Annotated in this window: 19 protein-coding genes; 8 read left to right on the top strand and 11 right to left on the bottom strand. The window is 69.9% G+C overall.

Translation table 11 applies throughout. The features are described 5' to 3' along the window. The 4 genes from PO78_RS14205 to PO78_RS14190 all read right to left on the bottom strand — a co-directional run bounded on the left by PO78_RS14205 (position 1) and on the right by PO78_RS14190 (position 3,468). Complete coding sequence (locus PO78_RS14205; protein ID WP_004314191.1) at positions 1-255, bottom strand: chaperone NapD; 255 nt, start codon at positions 253-255, stop codon at positions 1-3. Then, positions 252-788, bottom strand: coding sequence for a ferredoxin-type protein NapF (gene napF, locus PO78_RS14200; protein WP_041589718.1), 537 nt, complete (start codon positions 786-788; stop codon positions 252-254). Before napF ends, PO78_RS14205 begins: the two co-directional genes overlap by 4 nt. A 125-nt stretch (positions 789-913) precedes the next feature. Next, a complete protein-coding gene (narL, locus tag PO78_RS14195) occupies positions 914-1,558 on the bottom strand; it encodes a two-component system response regulator NarL (RefSeq protein WP_004314188.1) in 645 nt (214 codons plus the stop codon). Then, positions 1,555-3,468, bottom strand: coding sequence for a histidine kinase (locus PO78_RS14190; RefSeq protein ID WP_004314186.1), 1,914 nt, complete (start codon positions 3,466-3,468; stop codon positions 1,555-1,557). The genes narL and PO78_RS14190 overlap by 4 nt, the downstream gene beginning before the upstream one ends. A 256-nt stretch (positions 3,469-3,724) precedes the next feature. On the opposite strand from PO78_RS14190, the gene PO78_RS14185 reads away from it, so the two are divergent. Continuing rightward, positions 3,725-4,426 (top strand): Crp/Fnr family transcriptional regulator, encoded by a 702-nt coding sequence (locus PO78_RS14185; protein WP_012586286.1) that lies wholly within the window; start codon positions 3,725-3,727, stop codon positions 4,424-4,426. Between the two features lie 53 nt (positions 4,427-4,479). Here the strand turns inward: PO78_RS14185 and PO78_RS14180 are convergent, their stop codons facing one another. From PO78_RS14180 to PO78_RS14150, 7 genes are all read right to left on the bottom strand, one after another. Then, a complete protein-coding gene (locus PO78_RS14180; protein ID WP_043744679.1) occupies positions 4,480-5,928 on the bottom strand; it encodes an exonuclease domain-containing protein in 1,449 nt (482 codons plus the stop codon). Positions 5,929-6,040: 112 nt separating this feature from the next. Further along, positions 6,041-6,229 carry a DUF3460 family protein gene (locus PO78_RS14175; RefSeq protein WP_004301132.1) on the bottom strand — a complete coding sequence of 63 codons (189 nt, stop codon included), beginning with the start codon at positions 6,227-6,229 and terminating at the stop codon, positions 6,041-6,043. 87 nt (positions 6,230-6,316) lie between these two features. Further along, a complete protein-coding gene (locus PO78_RS14170) occupies positions 6,317-8,524 on the bottom strand; it encodes a RelA/SpoT family protein (RefSeq protein WP_043744677.1) in 2,208 nt (735 codons plus the stop codon). 17 nt (positions 8,525-8,541) lie between these two features. After that, positions 8,542-8,757, bottom strand: a complete 216-nt coding sequence (rpoZ, locus tag PO78_RS14165) for a DNA-directed RNA polymerase subunit omega (RefSeq protein ID WP_004301130.1) — start codon at positions 8,755-8,757, stop codon at positions 8,542-8,544. A gap of 2 nt (positions 8,758-8,759) precedes the next feature. Then, a complete protein-coding gene (gene gmk / locus PO78_RS14160; RefSeq protein WP_004301129.1) occupies positions 8,760-9,374 on the bottom strand; it encodes a guanylate kinase in 615 nt (204 codons plus the stop codon). 132 nt (positions 9,375-9,506) lie between these two features. Further along, on the bottom strand, positions 9,507-10,835 hold the full coding sequence (locus PO78_RS14155) for an ethylbenzene dehydrogenase-related protein (protein ID WP_043745533.1): 1,329 nt from the start codon (positions 10,833-10,835) through the stop codon (positions 9,507-9,509). 216 nt (positions 10,836-11,051) lie between these two features. Further along, entirely contained in the window at positions 11,052-11,918 is an 867-nt protein-coding gene (locus PO78_RS14150) for a YicC/YloC family endoribonuclease (RefSeq protein ID WP_012586290.1), read from the bottom strand. 91 nt (positions 11,919-12,009) lie between these two features. On the opposite strand from PO78_RS14150, the gene PO78_RS14145 reads away from it, so the two are divergent. From PO78_RS14145 to PO78_RS14115, 7 genes are all read left to right on the top strand, one after another. Beyond that, positions 12,010-12,957: a serine/threonine protein kinase gene (locus tag PO78_RS14145; RefSeq protein WP_004301109.1), complete on the top strand. Its 948-nt coding sequence runs from the start codon at positions 12,010-12,012 to the stop codon at positions 12,955-12,957. A 9-nt stretch (positions 12,958-12,966) separates the two neighbouring features. Next, positions 12,967-13,890 (top strand): PP2C family protein-serine/threonine phosphatase, encoded by a 924-nt coding sequence (locus tag PO78_RS14140; RefSeq protein WP_004301108.1) that lies wholly within the window; start codon positions 12,967-12,969, stop codon positions 13,888-13,890. A 9-nt stretch (positions 13,891-13,899) separates the two neighbouring features. Beyond that, entirely contained in the window at positions 13,900-14,631 is a 732-nt protein-coding gene (gene rph, locus PO78_RS14135; protein ID WP_043744672.1) for a ribonuclease PH, read from the top strand. A 36-nt stretch (positions 14,632-14,667) separates the two neighbouring features. Then, a complete protein-coding gene (rdgB, locus tag PO78_RS14130; protein ID WP_043744669.1) occupies positions 14,668-15,273 on the top strand; it encodes an RdgB/HAM1 family non-canonical purine NTP pyrophosphatase in 606 nt (201 codons plus the stop codon). Positions 15,274-15,307: 34 nt separating this feature from the next. Beyond that, entirely contained in the window at positions 15,308-16,531 is a 1,224-nt protein-coding gene (hemW, locus tag PO78_RS14125; RefSeq protein WP_043744666.1) for a radical SAM family heme chaperone HemW, read from the top strand. Between the two features lie 87 nt (positions 16,532-16,618). Continuing rightward, positions 16,619-16,870: a FitA-like ribbon-helix-helix domain-containing protein gene (locus tag PO78_RS14120; RefSeq protein ID WP_231570724.1), complete on the top strand. Its 252-nt coding sequence runs from the start codon at positions 16,619-16,621 to the stop codon at positions 16,868-16,870. Then, a complete protein-coding gene (locus PO78_RS14115; RefSeq protein ID WP_043744663.1) occupies positions 16,867-17,310 on the top strand; it encodes a type II toxin-antitoxin system VapC family toxin in 444 nt (147 codons plus the stop codon). Before PO78_RS14120 ends, PO78_RS14115 begins: the two co-directional genes overlap by 4 nt. The last annotated feature ends 34 nt before the right edge of the window (positions 17,311-17,344 follow it).

Here is a 17,344-nt window from a genome sequence, read left to right as displayed (position 1 = left end):
TCAGACCTCCGTCAATTCCAGACCTTCATCGGTGTATTCGTAGGCGATCGTCAGCCCCTGCACCTTAGGCAGCAGGTTCACCGCCAGGATCGAGTCGGTCACCGACCAGCCCGCGCCGTCCTCGATGGTGATGACGATGTTGCCCTTCTCGGCGGACTGCCCGTGCAACTCGACCCCGGGCACCTTCTTCAGGCCCTCGACGATCTCGGGGAAATCCGCGGGAAAGGCCCGCACGACCAGACTTGCAATATTCATGTTGCGCTCTCCGTAGGGAGGGGATTGCGCACGCGCGTGTCGATCGCACGCGTCGGGCACGGGCCGATGCAGGCGCCGCAGGCGGTGCACGCGGCGGCGTCGAGTTCGGGATGGGCGACGCCCCCGAGGCGGGGACGGAAGCGGATGGCGCCCTCGGGGCAGGCCTCGCCGCACACGCGGCATTCGACGCCGCGCGCCGCCAGGCAGGCTGCGCCGATCACGGCGACACGATCCCAGGGCGCAGCGGACGCGTCCTCGCGCCAAAGCGCGCGAGGTTCGCAGGCGGCGACGCAATCGCCGCAGAAGCTGCATTCGCCGCGGCTGAAATCGACCCCGGGGAAGCCGCCGTCCATGCGCACCAGGATGGTGGTGGGACAGGCCTCGATACAACGCTCGCAGCGCGTGCAACGCGCGACGAAGTCGTCCTCCTCCAGCGCCCAGGGCGGGCGGAGTGCGGGCTCGACTGCGCGCGTGCGTCCGAAGAGGAAGTTCCGGCGGGAACTCGCCGCGCGCGGAGATGCGGAGGAAGCCAAGGACGATCCAGCAAATTGCGCAGCCGCCATTACAGCCCAGTAGCAGCAGTCAATTATTGACCTGAGTCAACCTGCGAACTCATCTCAATACAGCCGGGCTTGCCGCGCGCCCCCTTCCCCGCCGCTCAGGCCCGCAGATGCTCCACCGCCCACACCGCGGCCTCGACGCGCGAGCGCAGCTCGAGCTTGCGCAGGATGTGCTTGACGTGGACCTTCACCGTACCCTCCGCGATGTCGAGCTCGCGCCCGATCTGCTTGTTGGGGAGCCCGGCGGCGATCTTCTCGAGGATGCGCAGCTCCTGCTCGGTGAGCCCGGCGGCGCCCGCCGACTGTGGCCGCGACTCGCCGCGCAACGCGGCGGCAAGGAGGTGGTTGAGCTGCGGGGGGATCACCACCCGCCCGGCGGCCACGGCCTGCAGCGCCTCGAGCATGGCCTCGGGCTCCATGTCCTTGAGCAGGTAGCCCTCGGCGCCGCCGCGCAAGGCGGCCACCACATCCTCGCCGGAGTCCGACACGGTGACCATCACCACGCGCGCCTCGCTGCGCGCCGCGCGCAGGCCGCGCAGCATGTCGAGCCCGTCGCCGTCGCGCATGTTGAGGTCGAGCAGGACCAGGTCGGGGCGCAGCTCGCGCGCGAGCACGAGCCCTTCTGCGCCACTGGCGGCCTCGCCGACGAGGACGAAGGCGGGAATCGTGCGCAGCAGCTGCACCAGTCCGCGTCGGAACAGCGGGTGGTCGTCCACGATCAGCACGCGACAGCTCTCGTTCATGTCTCCGTTTCCTTCTTCGCATCACCCTGCGCCATCGCCGCCATGCTCGCGTTGGCGGATCGGAAGCGCACGCACACCCGGGTACCGCTCGGCAGCGCCGGCCCGATGTCGATTTCCCCGCCCATGCTGCGCGCGCGCTCGCGCATGATCGCCAGCCCGTGGTGGTTGCGGGCATCCGCCGGCGGCGCGCCGATGCCGCAGCCGTCGTCGCGCACCTCCAGCAGCACCTCGCCATCCGCACCGCCACGCAGCGCCACCCAGGCATGGCGTGCCGAAGCGTGGCGCACCATGTTCGACAAGGCCTCGCGCACGATCTGCAGCACGTGCACCTCCTGGTTCGGGCTGAGCTGGCAGGCGCCGAGCTCCACGGCGAGCTCGACCTCCAGACCGCCGCGCGTGCCGTATTCGCGCGCCGCATCTTCCATCAGGGTGGCGAGGTCGGCCGACAGGCCGAGGCGGAAGGACACCAGCAGCTCGCGCAGCTGACGGTAGGCGGCGCTGATGCCCTCGCGCAGGTCGGCCAGGATCGGCTCCGCCTCCGCCGTGCGCGCCGGATCGGCGAGTGCGCGCTGCAACAGGCTGACCTGGATCTTCATGTAGGACAGCGCCTGCGCGAGCGAATCGTGCAGCTCGCGCGCGATCACCGAGCGCTCCTCCTGCAGTGCGAGCAGGCGCTCCTGCTCGGTGCGCCGTGCCGCGCCGAGCGCCATGCCGATGTGGCGCGACAGCGCCTCGACGAGCTGGCGCTGCCAGTCCTCCAGGCGCGCGCCGTCGGACAGCGACAGGCGCAGCATGCCGTGATGGTGCTCGCGGTCGCGCAGCGGAAAGCGCAGCAGGGTCGGCGACAGCAGCGCCAGCGCCTGCCCCTCCGAGCCGGCCCGGCAGGCCGCGCAGGCGTCCTCGCCGCGCTCGGCGCGATCCGGACAGGGCCCCATGGACGAGGCGATCACCGCCGCGGGGGCGCCGGGGCGCGGCTCGATGCAGACGAAGGAGCCCTCCAGCCCGGCGACGCGGTCGATGTCGCGCAGGGTCGCCTCGTAGGCGTCGGGCGCGCTCGGCGCCTGGTAGAGCCGGGCGATGGCGTGGTAGAGCAGCTCGAGCGAACGGTTGCTGCGCTGCAGCTCGGCGGTCTTCTCGGTGACGCGCAGCTCGAGCAGGTGATAGTGGCGGGCGAGCTCGTCGGCCATCAGGTTGAAGGCGCTGCCGACCTGGCCGAGTTCGTCCTCCCCGGTGTAGCGCACGCGCACGCCGAAATCACCGCCGGCGATGCGGCGTGCGGCGTCGAGCAGGCCACCGAGCGGGCGCAGCAGCGCCCGCTGCAGCAAGACGATCACCACCAGCACCACCCCCAGCGTCACCGCCGCGGCGAGCGCGAGGATGCGGCGCAGCTCGTCGATACGGCGCTCGTTCTCCTGGCCGAGCACCGCGACCAGGCTATCGACCTGACCGACGAAGTCGTCGACCCCGGCGAGCAGCGTCTCGACCTCGCGCGCATCCGGCGGCACAGGCCCGGCGAGCGCCTCGATCCGCGGCCGCACCGAGCGCTCCCAACCCGCCTGCACGCCGCGGTAGGTCGCCGCGAAGAGCTCTCCCGGGGCCTCGTCCACGAAGCGGCGCAGCGCGGCCTGCTGCAGCTCGCGCTCGATGTCGGCCATCGCCGCGCGCGTGCGCTCGGACACACCGATGCGGCCCTTGAGCGCATCGATCGCGATCAGGTTGGCGATCCGCTGGGTATGGCCGCGCAGGGTGCTGGCCACGGCGATCGCCTGCACGCTGTCCCGGCTGCGATCCACCACGACGAAGGATGCGCTCATGCCCGCCAGCCCGATCAGCGTCATCGCCACGAGGGCGACCGACACCAGCAGCATGATCGAGCGCCTCACGAGCAGGCGGGGGACCGCCAGATACATGTGAAATCTCCATCCGGACGCGATCCGGGACAACAACGTGGACATACCCCTTCCACTTCGATCCTCGGCTGCAACGCCTGCAACCCTCGACCTTTGCGTCTACTTTTCAGTGACTTGCCAAAATCCGCGGATACCTCTTCGGAGGTATGCCAAAAACACGCGCGCGCCCCGCTGCAGGTCGCGACGCCATGCAGGGTGGAAACCAGCGGCTAGTCTACCGACTGGAAAACCACGCCGACGTCCGCAGGAGATCCGCATGAGCTGCAGGCCCCCCTCCCTCGCCCCCGACGCCAGCGACCTGCTCGCCCGCTTCGCTCCCTTCGACATGCTCGACCCTTGCGCCCGCGAGCGCGTGCTCGCCGCCGCGCGGCCGATCCACGCCGTCCGCGGCGAACTCCTCGTGCAGCAGGAGGACTGTCCGCGCGGTATCTACCTGGTGCTCGACGGAAGGGTCAAATGCTTCGTCCTCTCGCCCTCGGGCGGCGAGAAGATCGTCCGCCTCGCCGAGCCCGGCAGCTTCTTCGGCGAGGAGGCCGCGCTGATCAACCGCCCACACGTGGCCAACGCCCAGGCGATCGGAACGAGCGAGCTGCTGCTGGTGCCGACCGCCGCGCTGCGCACCGCGATGGTGAGCTCGACCGCCTTTTCGGTGTCGATGAGCAACCGGCTCGCGGAAGCCAGCTACGATCTGATGTCGACCATGCAGGTTCAGTTCCAGCTCAGCGGCACGCAGCGCGTCGCCCACTACCTGACCCGGCTCGCGCCGGAAGATGCCGAGCGCTGCGAGATCCGCCTCGACATCGACAAGCAGACCATCGCCGCGCAGCTCAACCTGACCCCGGAAACGCTGTCGCGCATCCTCTCGCAGCTCACCCGCGACGGCATGATCCAGCCGCGCGGCCGCCGCGGCATGGTGCTCAGCAAGCTGTCGCAGCTGCGCGACTGCGCGGCGCACTAGGCCGCGTCCGGCGCATCGTTCGTGGCCGGCACCACCGCGGCAGCCTGCGCCGCTTAACCGCCCCGCTCCCCTTCGCCCGCCTGCGCGGCGAGCACGCGCACCTGCGCGAGATGGGCCGGCACCGCCAGCCAGCGCGCGAGGATGCGCCAGACGTCGGCGTCGAAGGCGCGCGGCGCCGCGGCGAGGGCGAGCGCGCCGGCCTCGTCCTGCGCGCTGCCCAGGTGGCACCAGCGGTCGAACACCTGCAGCCGGTGCTGGCCGTGCGCGCGCACCTCTTCCACTGCCACCGGCCCCGCCCACGGCCAGGGCTTGACGCCCACCCCGGCGAGCGCGCCGGCGAGGCGGGCGTCGTGCTCCTCGGGGGTCTCGCGCCGCGCACACACGCCCGCGCAGCGCCGCGCGGCGTGCGCGGTGCAAGGGCCGCTGCCGCCCTCGAGGCCGAGCCGGCGCGGGCACAGTCGGTACAACAGCGCCAGCTCGCGCAGCAGGTTGTCGGCCTCGCGGCGGTTGCGGAACACGCCATGGAGGTCGTGCCAGTCCGCCGGGTCGGTGCCGGCGATCGCCACCGTCTCGTAGATCGGCGCGCGCCGCCGCCTGGGCAGCAGGCGCAGCGCGAAGGCGGCCTCGGCGGGCTCCTGCGGACGGTTGTACGGCGGTGCCAGCGCACGCAGCAGGGCGTTCTCGCGCAGCGAGGTGTCGAGCTCGCCGGCGGTCTCGATCCACTCCACCCGCTTCACCCGCGCCGCCAGCTCGGCGTCGCGCCCCTTGCGCGCACCCGCGCCGAAATGCTCGCGCACCCGCGCGCGCAGACTCTGCGCGCGCCCGACGAAGAGTGCCGGGTCGCGCGCGCCCGCAGGCGGTGGCTCGGGCTGGGCGTGGAAAAGATAGAGCCCGGGGGCGTCGGGCAGGGCCTCGAGCATGCCTTCGGGCAAGCCGGGCGGCTGCGTCGGCGCCTTCATCGCGCGTGCGGCTGCGCGCGCCAGCACCTCGGGCGCGAAGCCGGCCTCCAGCCCGCGCACGAACTGCCACAACACCTCGACGTCGCCCATCGCGCGGTGGCGCGCGGCGCAGACGAGGCCGTGGCGCTCGATCAGCGCATCCAGTCCATGGCGGTGGTGTTCGGGGTAGAGGGCGCGCGACAGCTTGACGGTGCACAGCACCGGCGCCTCGAACTCGCGACCGATGCGGGTGAAGGCGTTGCGGATGAAGCCGTAGTCGAAGCGCGCGCTGTGGGCGACGAAGACGCAGCCCTCGAGCAGCGCGGCGACCGTATCGGCCAACACCTCGAAGGCGGGCGCCTCGGCCACCATGGCGTCGGAGATGCCGGTGACCTCCTCGATCAGCGGCGGGATGGGCTGGCCGGGCGCGACCAGACTCTCCCAGCGCGCGACGACCTCGCCGTCCTCGACGCGCAGGATGGCGATCTCGGTGATGCGGTCGCGCACCGGGTGCGCGCCGGTGCTCTCGACATCGATGAAGGCGAGACGACTCGGCAGGCTCATGTCGGCCTGACGCGATGCCGGAGGCGAGCTTGCAACGGAGGGACGAGGCGCCGCGGCCGGAGCGGGCGGCGGCGCGAGCACAGCCGCGTCACCCCCGGCGCGTCATGCCGGATCAGTTGTTGATGTCGTAGTAGTAGGGCTTGACCGGCACGCGGGCGGCGGCGACGCGCTTCTGCTCCTCGACGCTCTGCGGCTTGTCCCACCACAGGGCACGGCCCTCTTTCTGCTCGTCGCGCTGCTCCGGGTGCTTCTCCATCCACTCGCGCATGAACTTGGTGTGATCGGATTCGTACATCGCCATGTCGGGTCCCCCGTGGGTTCACGTGCGGCGCCACAGAGGCGTCGCGGTCGGCGCGCATTCTAGCAGCGTCGGCGGACGGCGGGGTCCTCAGCCGACGCGGCCGTCGGCCTTGACGCGTCCGATGCGCACCACTTCCTGCACCCTGCGCACGCCGCGCATCACGCGCGCCAGGTGCATGCGGTCGTGCACCTGCACGGTGAAGTTGAGCGCGGTGTATTCGCCCTGTCCGCCATCCATGCTGACGCTCTGGATGTTGCTGTCCTCCTCGGCGATCGCACTCGCCACCCGCGCCAGCACGCCGCAGGCGTTGTGGCTGAGCACGCGGATGCCGACGTCGAACAGGCGGTCGTCGACCATGTGCTCCCACTCGACATCCACCCAGCGCCCGCGGTCGCCGCGCAGCTTGGCCACGTTGGGGCAGTCGTGGGTGTGGACTTCGAGGCCCTGGCCCTTGCGCAGGGTGCCGATGATCGGGTCCCCCGGGATGGGATGGCAGCAGCGCGCGAGCTGCACCGCCACACCTTCCGAGCCGCGGATGCTGATCGCCCCCGCCGGCTTGGGCTTGACCACGTCCGGGCGACCGGACTCGAGGTCCTGCGCCTCGGCGAGGCGGCGCGCGACGATGACCGGCAGGCGCTTGCCGAGCCCGAGGTCGGAGAAGACCTCCTTCTTGTGGCGCACGCCGCGGTCGCGCAGGAAGCGGTCCCAGGCGAAGCTGGAGATCTGCCCGAGGGTGAGCCCGTGCGGGCGCAGCGCCTGGTTGAGCAGGCGCTCGCCGAGCGTGACCGACTCGTCCTGCTGCGCGTTCTTCATGAAGTGGCGGATCTGCGCGCGCGCCTTGCCGGTGCGCGCGTAGGACAGCCAGGCCGGATTGGGGTTGGCGTGGGCCGCGGTGATGATCTCGACCTGGTCGCCATTGCGCAGCTCGCTGCGCAGCGGCATCAGGTCGCCGTTGATGCGGCAGGCAACGCAGCGATTGCCGACGTCGGTATGCACCGCGTAGGCGAAGTCGACCGGGGTCGAGCCCTTGGGCATGGAGAAGATCTTGCCCTTGGGCGAGAACACGTAGACCTCGCCGGGAAAGAGGTCGATCTTGACGTGCTCGAGGAACTCGGTGGCCTCGCCCGAGGCCGACTGCAGCTCGAGCAGGGACTGCAGCCAGGAGTGCGTCTTCTGCTGCAGCTCGGTGAGGGTCTTCTCGTCTTCCTTGTACAGCCAGTGCGAGGCCACGCCGGTCTCGGCGATGTGGTGCATCTCGCGGGTGCGGATCTGCACCTCGACCGGCATGCCGAAGGGACCGATCAGGGTGGTGTGCAGGCTCTGGTAGCCGTTGGCCTTGGGGATGGCCAGATAGTCCTTGAACTTGCCCGGCACCGGCTTGTACATCGAGTGCAACGCACCGAGCGCGAGGTAGCAGCTCGGCACGTCCTTGACGATGACGCGGAAGCCGTAGATGTCGAGCACCTGCGAGAAGGACAGGTGCTTCTCGACCATCTTGCGGTAGATGCCGTAGAGGTGCTTCTCGCGCCCCTGCACCTCGGCGGCGATGCCCCACTGCGGCAGGCGCTCCTCGATGCTGGCGAGGATCTTGCCGACCACCTCGCGGCGGTTGCCGCGCGCCGAGCGGATCGCCTTGGCGAGCACCTCGAAGCGCAGCGGGTACTTGTTGCGGAAGGACAGCTCCTGCAGCTCGCGGAAGAGGTCGTTGAGCCCGAGCCGGTTGGCGATCGGCGCGTAGATCTCGAGCGTCTCGTTGGCGATGCGGCGGCGCTTGGCCGGACGCATGTGGTCCAGCGTGCGCATGTTGTGCAGACGGTCGGCGAGCTTGATGAGGATGACGCGCAGGTCGCTCGCCATCGCCAGCAGCATCTTGCGGAAGTTCTCCGCCTGCGCCTCTTCCTGCGAGCGGAACTCGATCTTGTCGAGCTTGGAGAGGCCATCGACCAGCTCGGCGGCGACCTTGCCGAAGCGCTCGGCGATCTCCGCCTTGGTGATGTGGGTGTCCTCCATCACGTCGTGGAGGAGCGCGGCGATCAGCGCCTGCGGGTCGAGGTGCCAGTCGGCGACCAGCGAACACACCGCCACCGGGTGGCTGACATAGGGCTCGCCGCTGACGCGGAACTGGCCGGCGTGGGCATCGGCGGAGAAGTGGTAGGCCGCCTCGACGCGGCCCACGTCCTCGGGCCGGAGGTAGGTCTGCAGCTTGGTCTTGAGCTGCTGGAAGTCGAGCGCGAGCACGCTCGACACCGGCGGGCGGAAGACTTCGGGGGCTGGGCCTGCTTCGGCGGCTTTCATGCAACCCCCGGGCGATTTCAGGCCTGGCCGCGGTTGAGCATCTCGAGGCCGACCTTGCCCGCTTCGATCTCGCGCAGCGCGATCACGGTCGGCTTGTCCCGGTCGAGCGGATCGACGTCGATCTGCGGCGTGCCGCCAGCGGTGAGCTGGCGGGCACGATAGGTCGCCGCCAGGGTGAGCTGGAAGCGGTTCGGGATCCTCTTGAGGCAGTCTTCTACGGTGATGCGGGCCATGTTCAATCCTGTTCGAGAAAGGCGAAGTACTCGGGATGCCGCTGGTGCTGCTTGGCGCAGCGCAAACGCGCGGCGCGCACCACGGCGACGAGGTCGTCGAGTGCGGCATCGATTTCGTCGTTGATTATAACGTAGTCGAATTCCGCGACATGGCGCATTTCCCCGCGCGCGCCGAGCAACCTGCGGCTGATGACCTCGTCGCTGTCGGTATTGCGACCGCGCAGGCGGGCCTCGAGTTCATCCATCGAGGGCGGCAGGATGAAGACCCCGACCGCGTCCGGGAAGTGCTTGCGCACCTGCTGCGCGCCCTGCCAGTCGATCTCGAGCAGGGTATCGCGCCCGGCCTCGACCTGCTGCTTGAGCCACACGCGCGAGGTGGCGTAGTAGTTGCCGTGCACCTCGGCCCATTCGAGGAACTCGCCGCGGTCGCGCAAGGCACGGAAGGTGGGCACGTCGACGAAGTTGTACTCGCGCCCGTCCTGCTCGCCGGGGCGCGGCGCGCGCGTGGTGTAGGAGATCGACAGCTGCACGCGCGGGTCGCGCTGCAGCAGCCCGCGCACCAGGGTGGTCTTGCCGGCGCCCGAGGGCGCGGTGACGATGAAAAGGGTTCCGGCCATGGTCGTTGTCTCAGGGCCGGTGCAGCGCACCGGCAGAGGGATGGGAGGCGGCCGACGCAGCAGAACGGCCGCCGAGGGGAGCCGCCGGGCGGGCGGCAGCGTGCTGCAACCGCAAGCGTTGCCGGAAGGCGCTCACTCGAGCGCGACCGAGGAGATGGTGGCTTTCGTGCCGACCCCCAGGGTCAGCGGGAAGGACACATGATGGAAACGCGTTGTGACGTTGTCGTCATGAACGGCAAAGCCCACGTTGACGACGCCGCCCGGCTTCAGGGCCTTGTCGTCGTCGGCATGCCCGGTGTCGAGCTTGCGCGTCCACAGCACCGTCCACTGGCCGTCCGCCCACTCGCCGCGGACGTCGGCATTGTCCGCCGCCGAACCGCTTGCGTCGGCGCGTGAGAGCAGGCGCCCGGGAAGGACGTCGCCCTTCTTCCAGCCCGCGGCCGGATCGTAGGCCACGGCGTTGTCTTCCCGGATCAGCGCGTGCGGCTTCGACGCGTTGCCGACATCCGCGAGCGCAAGCGCCTTCACACCGACTTTCGCCGGGTCGAACATGAACTTCGGCGTCATGGTCTTGCGGTCGACGTTCCAGCCGAACGGGCCCTTGCCGGCGTCGACGAGGCGATAGTCGAGCACGTAGCCATCGTCGGCCATGCCCACCGGATTGCTGCGATGACCGCGCCACTGCATCAGCTCGACGAAGGCGCCCGCCTCCTTGAGGCGGGCGATCTCCTCCGGCGTGCGGGTCTCGTCCCAGCTCGCCGCCTCGTCCGTGCGCGTGGCCGGCAGATACTTGCGCACGTCGCTTTCCTTGTGCGTCTGGCCGATCAGCGGATGGGCCTGGACCTGCTCCTTGGTCGGCTCTCCGGGCATGTCGCGCATCCCGGTGTGGCAGGTCAGCCAGCAGCCCTGGTTGGCGAACATCGGCACCTTGCCGTCGTCGATCATCACCGACAGGCGATCCTCGTAGAGCGGCGGCTGGGCGCCGCTGCGCACTGCTTCCTTCGAGCGCGGCCCGCCGATGAAGGCCCACTTCTCGCCGTCGTACATCATGTAGTCGTGCATCTGCCCGGCCCGCGCCATCTGCGTCTTCCACTGGAAGCGGAGGTACAGATTGGCGTCGTCATGGGCGGCCTGGACCTGGAGCGCGATCGCACCGACCTTGCCGGCGATCGGGACCGGTTCGTGCCGCCCGCCCTTGACGAGGGTGGCGCCGAGTTCGGCCTCCTCGCCCTCGTGGCAGGACAGACAGGCTTCGCCCGCCTTGACCTTGGCATTGGCACGCTTGTGCTCCGCGCTGCGCAGCCAGCCGTAATCGACCTGCCCGGGATAGAACAGCGTCACCGTCTGCACCGGGATGGCTGCCCAGTCAGCGGGAGCCGCGGCGAAGGCCGGTGTCGCTGCAGCAGCCACACAAGCGGCGAATGCTGCGGCGCCGGAAGCACTCCATGTCGATGTAGTCATCATTTCTCTCCGTCTGATCCGGGGACAAACATGCGCGGAGGCTACCGGGCGCTGGCGATTGCAGCGCTGCCGTGCCCGCCCGCACAAGGGTCTCCAGGCCAGCCGGAAAAAACCTGAAGCGGCCGGGTGGAGGCCCTCTTGTTACCACGAACGGCACGTGCTCGATAGACCGGCACCCGGCCCTTCCACCTCCCCGCTCCCGGGGGCGGTCATTCCTCACTCGAGGTTCTGCACCTGCTCGCGCATCTGCTCGATCAGCACCTTCATCTCCATCGCGATCGCGGTGATGTCGGTGGCGGGCGACTTGGAGGCCAGGGTGTTGGCCTCGCGGTTGAGTTCCTGCATGAGGAAGTCGAGCCGCTTGCCGGCGGCGCCGGCACTCTTGAGGATGCGCTCGACCTCGTCGAGGTGGGTGGACAGGCGGGTGAGCTCCTCGTCCACGTCGATGCGCTGGGCGTAGAGCGCGACCTCCTGGCGGACGCGGTCCTCGTCCAGGCTGGCGACGGCGTCGCGCAGCTTGGCGGTCAGGCGCTCCTGGTACTCGAGCACCACCGCCGGCATGCGCGGGGCCGCCTGGGCGACGAGCTCGCGCATGCGTGCGACGCGCTCGCGGATCATGTCGGCGAGCTTGTCGCCCTCGCGCTGGCGGGTGGCGACGAGCTCGTCGAGCGCGGTGTTGGTCAGCTCGACGATCGCCGGCAGCATCTCGTCGAAGCCGAGGCTGTCGTCGGCGAGCATGCCCGGCCAGCGCAGCAGCTCATTGACCGACAGCGGCGCGGCGTCGGGGAAGCGCGCACGCAAGCCGTCCTGCGCAGCGGCGAGCTGGTCGAGCAGCGCGCCGTTGAGCGCCATGCTGCGCGGCGCGGCGTGGCCGGCCTGCAGGTTGAGGCGACATTCGACCTTGCCGCGGCCGAGGCGCGCGGAGATGCGCTCGCGGATCGCGGGCTCCGCGGCGCGCAGGTCGTCGACGATGCGGAAGCCGAGATCGAGATAACGCGAGTTGACGCTGCGCAGCTCGAGATGAAGGCTGACACTACCCAGGTCTCGCGTCTGAACCGCGAAACCTGTCATGCTCTGGACCATGGGGCGCTCCGGGGACCGCGCCCGATCGGATAAACTGGGCGCCTGGATCAGGAATGAAACCGCGAAAACAGCGATTCTAGCGCTCTCGAAGATGCCGTCTCAAGCCAACTGCGCGCTGCCACCGGGGTTTCAGCTCGACCAGTACCGCATCGAGCGGCAACTGTCGCTGGGCGGCTTCTCGATCGTCTATCTCGCGCGCGACGCGCATGGCATGGCCGTGGCGATCAAGGAATACCTGCCCAACTCGCTCGCCCTGCGCAAGGAAGGCGAGACCGAACCGCAGGTCAGCGAGGAGCACCGCCTCGCCTTCCGCTACGGCATGAAGTGCTTCTTCGAGGAAGGCCGCTCGCTCGCCAAGCTGATGCATCCGAACGTGGTGCGGGTGCTCAACTTCTTCCGCGCCAACGGCACGGTGTACATGGTCATGCAGTTCGAGCGCGGCCGCACCCTGCACGACTACATCCGCAAGCACCGCGGCGAGGTCAAGGAGATGCTGATCCGCGCGGTGTTCGCGCGCATGCTCAATGGCCTGCGCGAGGTGCACGCGCACAAGCTCATGCACCTCGACATCAAGCCGTCCAACATCTACCTGCGCAACGACGGCACCCCGGTGCTGCTCGACTTCGGCGCCGCGCGCCAGACCCTGATGAGCGACCAGCCGGTGCTCAAGCCGATGTACACGCCCGGATACGCCGCGCCGGAACAATACGAGAAGGGCGCCCAGCTCGGTCCGTGGACCGACATCTACAGCGTGGGTGCGAGCCTGCACGCCTGCATCGTCGGCAGCCCGCCGCCGCGCGCGGACGAACGCGCGCAGGAAGACACGCTCCAGCCCCTGGCGAGGACCCAGGCCGGGCGCTACAGCCGGCAGCTGCTCGAGCTCGTCGACTGGTGCCTTCACCTCGACCCGCAGCAGCGCCCGCCCAGCGTGTATGCGCTGCAGAAGGCGCTGATCCATCAAGAAAACGCCCCCGAGCGTCCGGAACACTGGTTCTCGGACTTGGGCAGCCGGCTGCGCTCCTTCATCGGCCGCAGCTGAGGACCCGCCATGCGCTTCACCATCTACCAGGAAAGCCGCCCCGGCAAACGACGCGACAACCAGGACCGCATCGCCCACTGCTACTCGCGCGACGCCCTGCTGATGCTGGTCGCCGACGGCATGGGCGGCCACCTGCACGGCGAGGTGGCGGCGCAGATCGCGGTGCAGTGCATCGCCGAGCGCTTCCAGGCAGAGGCGCGGCCGCTGCTGCCCGACCCCCAGCTGTTCCTCGCGCGCGCGATCGAACGCGCCCACCACGCCATCCTCGACCATGCGCTCGACCGCCAGCTGCCGGAGGCGCCGCGCACCACCCTGGTCGCGTGCGTGATCCAGCGCGGCGCGGCGTACTGGGCGCACGCCGGCGATTCGCGGCTCTACCTGCTGCGTCGCGGCCACCTGGTCACGCGCACGCGCGACCATTCGCGCACCCAGCTGATGATCGACCAAGGCGTGATCAAGCCTGAGGAGGCCCACCTCCACCCCGGGCGCAACCGCATCTATTCCTGCCTCGGCGGCAACTACAACCCGCAGGTGGAGTATTCTCCGCGCACCCCGCTGCGCGACGGCGACCTGCTCGCGCTCTGCACGGACGGCGTGTGGGGCCCGATCGACGACGACGGCCTGGTGGTGAACCTCACCGCCGGCGTGCTCAGCCGGGCGGTGCCGCGGCTGATGGACGTCGCCGAGCGCAAGGCCGGCGCCAGCGCCGACAACCTGTCGATGGTGGCGATGTGCTGGCACGACGAGAACGCCGTCGGCGCCGCGACCGTCGAATCGATCTCCACCCGCACCATGGAACTGGACGGCTTCGAGTCCCGCCTGGACCTCTCCGGCCCGGGTCCGACGGCCGTCGCCGAACTCGACGAGGACGAGATCGAGCGCGCCATCCGCGAGATCAACGCCGCCATCCACAAATTCGACTCCCGCTCCTAGGACCTCACGATGCGACCCAGCCTGCGCCAGCCCGACCAACTCCGCGCCGTCCGCCTCACCCGCGGCTTCACCTGCCACGCCGAAGGCTCGGTGCTGGTCGAATTCGGCGCCACCCGCGTGCTGTGCACCGCCAGTGTCGAGGAGACGGTACCCGGCTTCCTGCGCGGCAAAGGCCAGGGCTGGGTGACCGCCGAATATGGGATGCTGCCGCGCGCCACGCACACGCGCAGCGCGCGCGAGGCTGCCAAGGGCAAGCAGAGCGGGCGCACCCAGGAGATCCAGCGCCTGATCGGGCGCAGCCTGCGCGCGGTGGTCGACCTCGGCGCGCTCGGCGAGCGCCAGATCGTCGTCGACTGCGACGTGCTGCAGGCCGACGGCGGCACGCGCACCGCCGCCATCACCGGCGCCTGCGTCGCCGTGCATGACGCGCTGCTCGGCCTGGTCGCCGCGGGCAAGCTCGCCCACAACCCGATGCACGAGTTCGTCGCCGCGGTGTCGGTCGGCATCCACCAGGGCGTGCCGGTGCTCGACCTCGACTACGCCGAGGACTCCGACTGCGACACCGACATGAACGTGGTGATGACCGAGGGCGGCGGCCTGATCGAGGTCCAGGGCACGGCCGAGGGCACCCCATTCTCGCGCGCCGAGCTGGACGCCCTGCTCGACCTCGCCGAACTCGGGGGCCGGCAGCTGTTCGAATTGCAGCGTGGCGCGGTGCGCTCGGCCATCTTCACGGCCTGAGCCCGGCCCGCGCCAGGCTTCGCCAGGAGAACAAGCATGAGCAAACGACTCGTCCTCGCCAGCAACAACGCCAAGAAGGCCGCCGAGATGCAGGCCCTGCTCGCCCCGCTCGGCATCGAGGTGATTCCGCAGTCCGTGTTCGGCGTCGGCGAAGCCGAGGAGCCGCACCCGAGCTTCGTCGAGAACGCGCTCGCCAAGGCCCGCCACGCCTCCGCCGCCACCGGCCTTCCGGCGGTCGCCGACGACTCCGGCCTGTGCGTCGAGGCGCTCGGCGGCGCGCCGGGGGTCATCTCCGCCCGCTTCGCCGGCGAACCCAGATCCGACGCGCGCAACAACGCCCTGCTGCTGGAAAAGCTCGCCCACCTCCCAGAGCCCGCGCAGCGCCGCGCCTATTTCTATTCGGCCGTGGTGCTGGTGCGCCACGCCGACGACCCGCGCCCGCTGATCGCCGACGGCGAATGGCACGGCGAGATCCTCCCCGCCGCGCGCGGCGAAGGCGGCTTCGGCTACGACCCGCTGTTCTGGGTTCCCGAACTGGAGCAGACCGCCGCCGAGCTGGATTCGGCGCTCAAGAACACCCTCAGCCACCGCGGCGCCGCGATGCGCCACCTGCTCGACCGCCTCGCCGAGCACCCTCTTTGAGCTGCAGCGCAGCCGCAACGGAACGGATTCCGCCGTGACCACCCGCCGCATCATCCCGCTGACGCCGGCCACCGGGGCCGCGAGCGCCCGGCCCCTGCCCGAACGCCCGCAGCTCGAGGCCCCGCCGCCGCTCTCCCTGTACGTGCATTTCCCGTGGTGCGTGAAGAAGTGCCCCTACTGCGACTTCAACTCCCACGCCCCGCGCGAGGGCGGCATCCCCGAGCAGGCCTGGCTAGCCGCGGTGCTCGCCGACCTGCAGCACGCCCTGCCCCAGGTCTGGGGCCGGCGGGTGCATAGCGTCTTCATCGGCGGCGGCACGCCCAGCCTGATGTCCGCGACCACGCTCGACGGCCTGCTCACCGGCATCCGCATGCTGCTGCCGCTCGACCCGCTCGCCGAGATCACGCTCGAGGCCAACCCGGGTACGGTCGAGGCCGGACGCTTCCGCGACTACCGCGCCGCCGGCGTCAATCGCCTGTCGCTCGGCATCCAGAGCTTCGACGACGCCATGCTGGCGAAGATCGGCCGCATCCACGGCGGCGAGGAGGCGCGGCGCGCGATCGAGGCCGCGCGCACCCACTTCGAGCGCGTCAACCTCGACCTCATGTATGCCTTGCCCGGCCAGACCCTCGACATGGCGCTCGCCGACCTGGAGACCGCGATCGGCTTCGGCGTGCAGCACCTGTCGTGCTACCACCTCACCCTCGAGCCCAACACGCCCTTCGCCCACGACCCGCCCGCGCTGCCCGACGACGACACCGCCGCCGACATGCAGGAGGCCATCGAGGCCCGCCTCGCCGCCGCCGGCTTCACGCACTACGAGACCTCCGCCTTCGCCCGCCCGCACGAGCAGAGCAGGCACAACCTCAACTACTGGACCTTCGGCGACTACCTCGGCCTCGGCCCGGGCGCGCACGGCAAGCTCTCCAGCCACGAGGGCATCCGCCGCGAGATGCGCCACAAGCACCCGGGGCGTTACCTCGAAGGCGCGGCGCGCGGCGACTTCATCCAGGAGGCGCGCGAGGTGTCGGTGGCCGAGCTGCCCTTCGAGTTCATGATGAACGCGCTGCGGCTCACCGAGGGCGTTCCGGCGAAGCTGTTCGCGGCGCGCACGGGGGTGCCGATCGAGGCCATCACCGACGAACTGGCGCGGGCGCGCGAACGCGGGCTGCTGGACACTGCGGACGGAAAACTGCGGCCGACGCTGCAGGGTCGGCGGTTTCTGAACGAGTTGCTGCAGGGGTTTCTAAAGGACTGAACGAACCCCGCCATGCCGAGCGCACTGGATTGACAGGGCTGCACGCACTGCTGACACTGCATTCATTGCATGCAAACGGAGTCCGACGTGGCCGCACTGACGATTCGTAATGTCGACGATGCCACCAAAGCGGCGCTGCGCATCCGTGCAGCCCAGCATGGGGTGTCGATGGAAGAAGAGGCACGGCGCATCCTGCGCGAGGCCCTCTCGCGCACCAGCACACCCTCGCCACTCGGGCAGCGCTTGCTCGAGCGCTTCGCCGGCGTGGCCGGCGCGGAATTCGAGCTACCGCATCGCCAGCGGCCACGCACGCCACCCGACTGGGATGCAGGGGCATGATCCTGCTCGACACCAATGTCCTCTCCGAGTTCATGCGCCCACAGCCATCGGGTCAAGTCGTTGCCTGGCTCGACCAGCAATCCGCCCACGAGCTGCATACCAGCGCCATCAGCCGTGCCGAGATCGAGCTGGGTCTGGCCCTGATGCCACCCGGCAAGCGGCAGGCCGGGCTGAGCATGGCAGCACAGGCCATGTTCGAGGAGGACTTCGCTGGCCGTTGCCTTCCGTTCGACGAAGTCTCTGCCAGCCACTACGCACGGATCGTCTCTGGCCGCACCCGGCGCGGCCGGCCAATCAGTGTCGAGGATGCCCAGATCGCCGCGATCGCGTTGACGCACGGGATGGCGCTTGCCACCCGCAACACCCTGGATTTTGCCGAGATCGAGGGCTTGGCCGTGATCGAGGGCTTGGCCGTGATCGACCCCTGGCGAGCGGGTTGAGACCATTGCCCCCGCGGACAAAGGACGAAGAGGC

It is taken from the genome of Thauera sp. SWB20 (assembly GCF_000831325.1).
Classification (GTDB): Bacteria; Pseudomonadota; Gammaproteobacteria; order Burkholderiales; family Rhodocyclaceae; genus Thauera; species Thauera aminoaromatica.
This window is presented reverse-complemented; position numbering and strand designations above follow the sequence as displayed.

Bases quoted from the DNA above. Each gene is read 5' to 3' on its own strand.
- PO78_RS14205 (WP_004314191.1), bottom strand. From the start codon at position 255: ATGAATATTGCAAGTCTGGTCGTGCGGGCCTTTCCCGCGGATTTCCCC.
- narL (WP_004314188.1), bottom strand. From the start codon at position 1,558: ATGAACGAGAGCTGTCGCGTGCTGATCGTGGACGACCACCCGCTGTTC.
- PO78_RS14190 (WP_004314186.1), bottom strand. From the start codon at position 3,468: ATGTATCTGGCGGTCCCCCGCCTGCTCGTGAGGCGCTCGATCATGCTG.
- PO78_RS14185 (WP_012586286.1), top strand. From the start codon at position 3,725: ATGAGCTGCAGGCCCCCCTCCCTCGCCCCCGACGCCAGCGACCTGCTC.
- PO78_RS14180 (WP_043744679.1), bottom strand. From the start codon at position 5,928: ATGAGCCTGCCGAGTCGTCTCGCCTTCATCGATGTCGAGAGCACCGGC.
- PO78_RS14175 (WP_004301132.1), bottom strand. From the start codon at position 6,229: ATGGCGATGTACGAATCCGATCACACCAAGTTCATGCGCGAGTGGATG.
- PO78_RS14170 (WP_043744677.1), bottom strand. From the start codon at position 8,524: ATGAAAGCCGCCGAAGCAGGCCCAGCCCCCGAAGTCTTCCGCCCGCCG.
- rpoZ (WP_004301130.1), bottom strand. From the start codon at position 8,757: ATGGCCCGCATCACCGTAGAAGACTGCCTCAAGAGGATCCCGAACCGC.
- gmk (WP_004301129.1), bottom strand. From the start codon at position 9,374: ATGGCCGGAACCCTTTTCATCGTCACCGCGCCCTCGGGCGCCGGCAAG.
- PO78_RS14155 (WP_043745533.1), bottom strand. From the start codon at position 10,835: ATGACTACATCGACATGGAGTGCTTCCGGCGCCGCAGCATTCGCCGCT.
- PO78_RS14150 (WP_012586290.1), bottom strand. From the start codon at position 11,918: ATGGTCCAGAGCATGACAGGTTTCGCGGTTCAGACGCGAGACCTGGGT.
- PO78_RS14145 (WP_004301109.1), top strand. From the start codon at position 12,010: ATGCCGTCTCAAGCCAACTGCGCGCTGCCACCGGGGTTTCAGCTCGAC.
- PO78_RS14140 (WP_004301108.1), top strand. From the start codon at position 12,967: ATGCGCTTCACCATCTACCAGGAAAGCCGCCCCGGCAAACGACGCGAC.
- rph (WP_043744672.1), top strand. From the start codon at position 13,900: ATGCGACCCAGCCTGCGCCAGCCCGACCAACTCCGCGCCGTCCGCCTC.
- rdgB (WP_043744669.1), top strand. From the start codon at position 14,668: ATGAGCAAACGACTCGTCCTCGCCAGCAACAACGCCAAGAAGGCCGCC.
- PO78_RS14115 (WP_043744663.1), top strand. From the start codon at position 16,867: ATGATCCTGCTCGACACCAATGTCCTCTCCGAGTTCATGCGCCCACAG.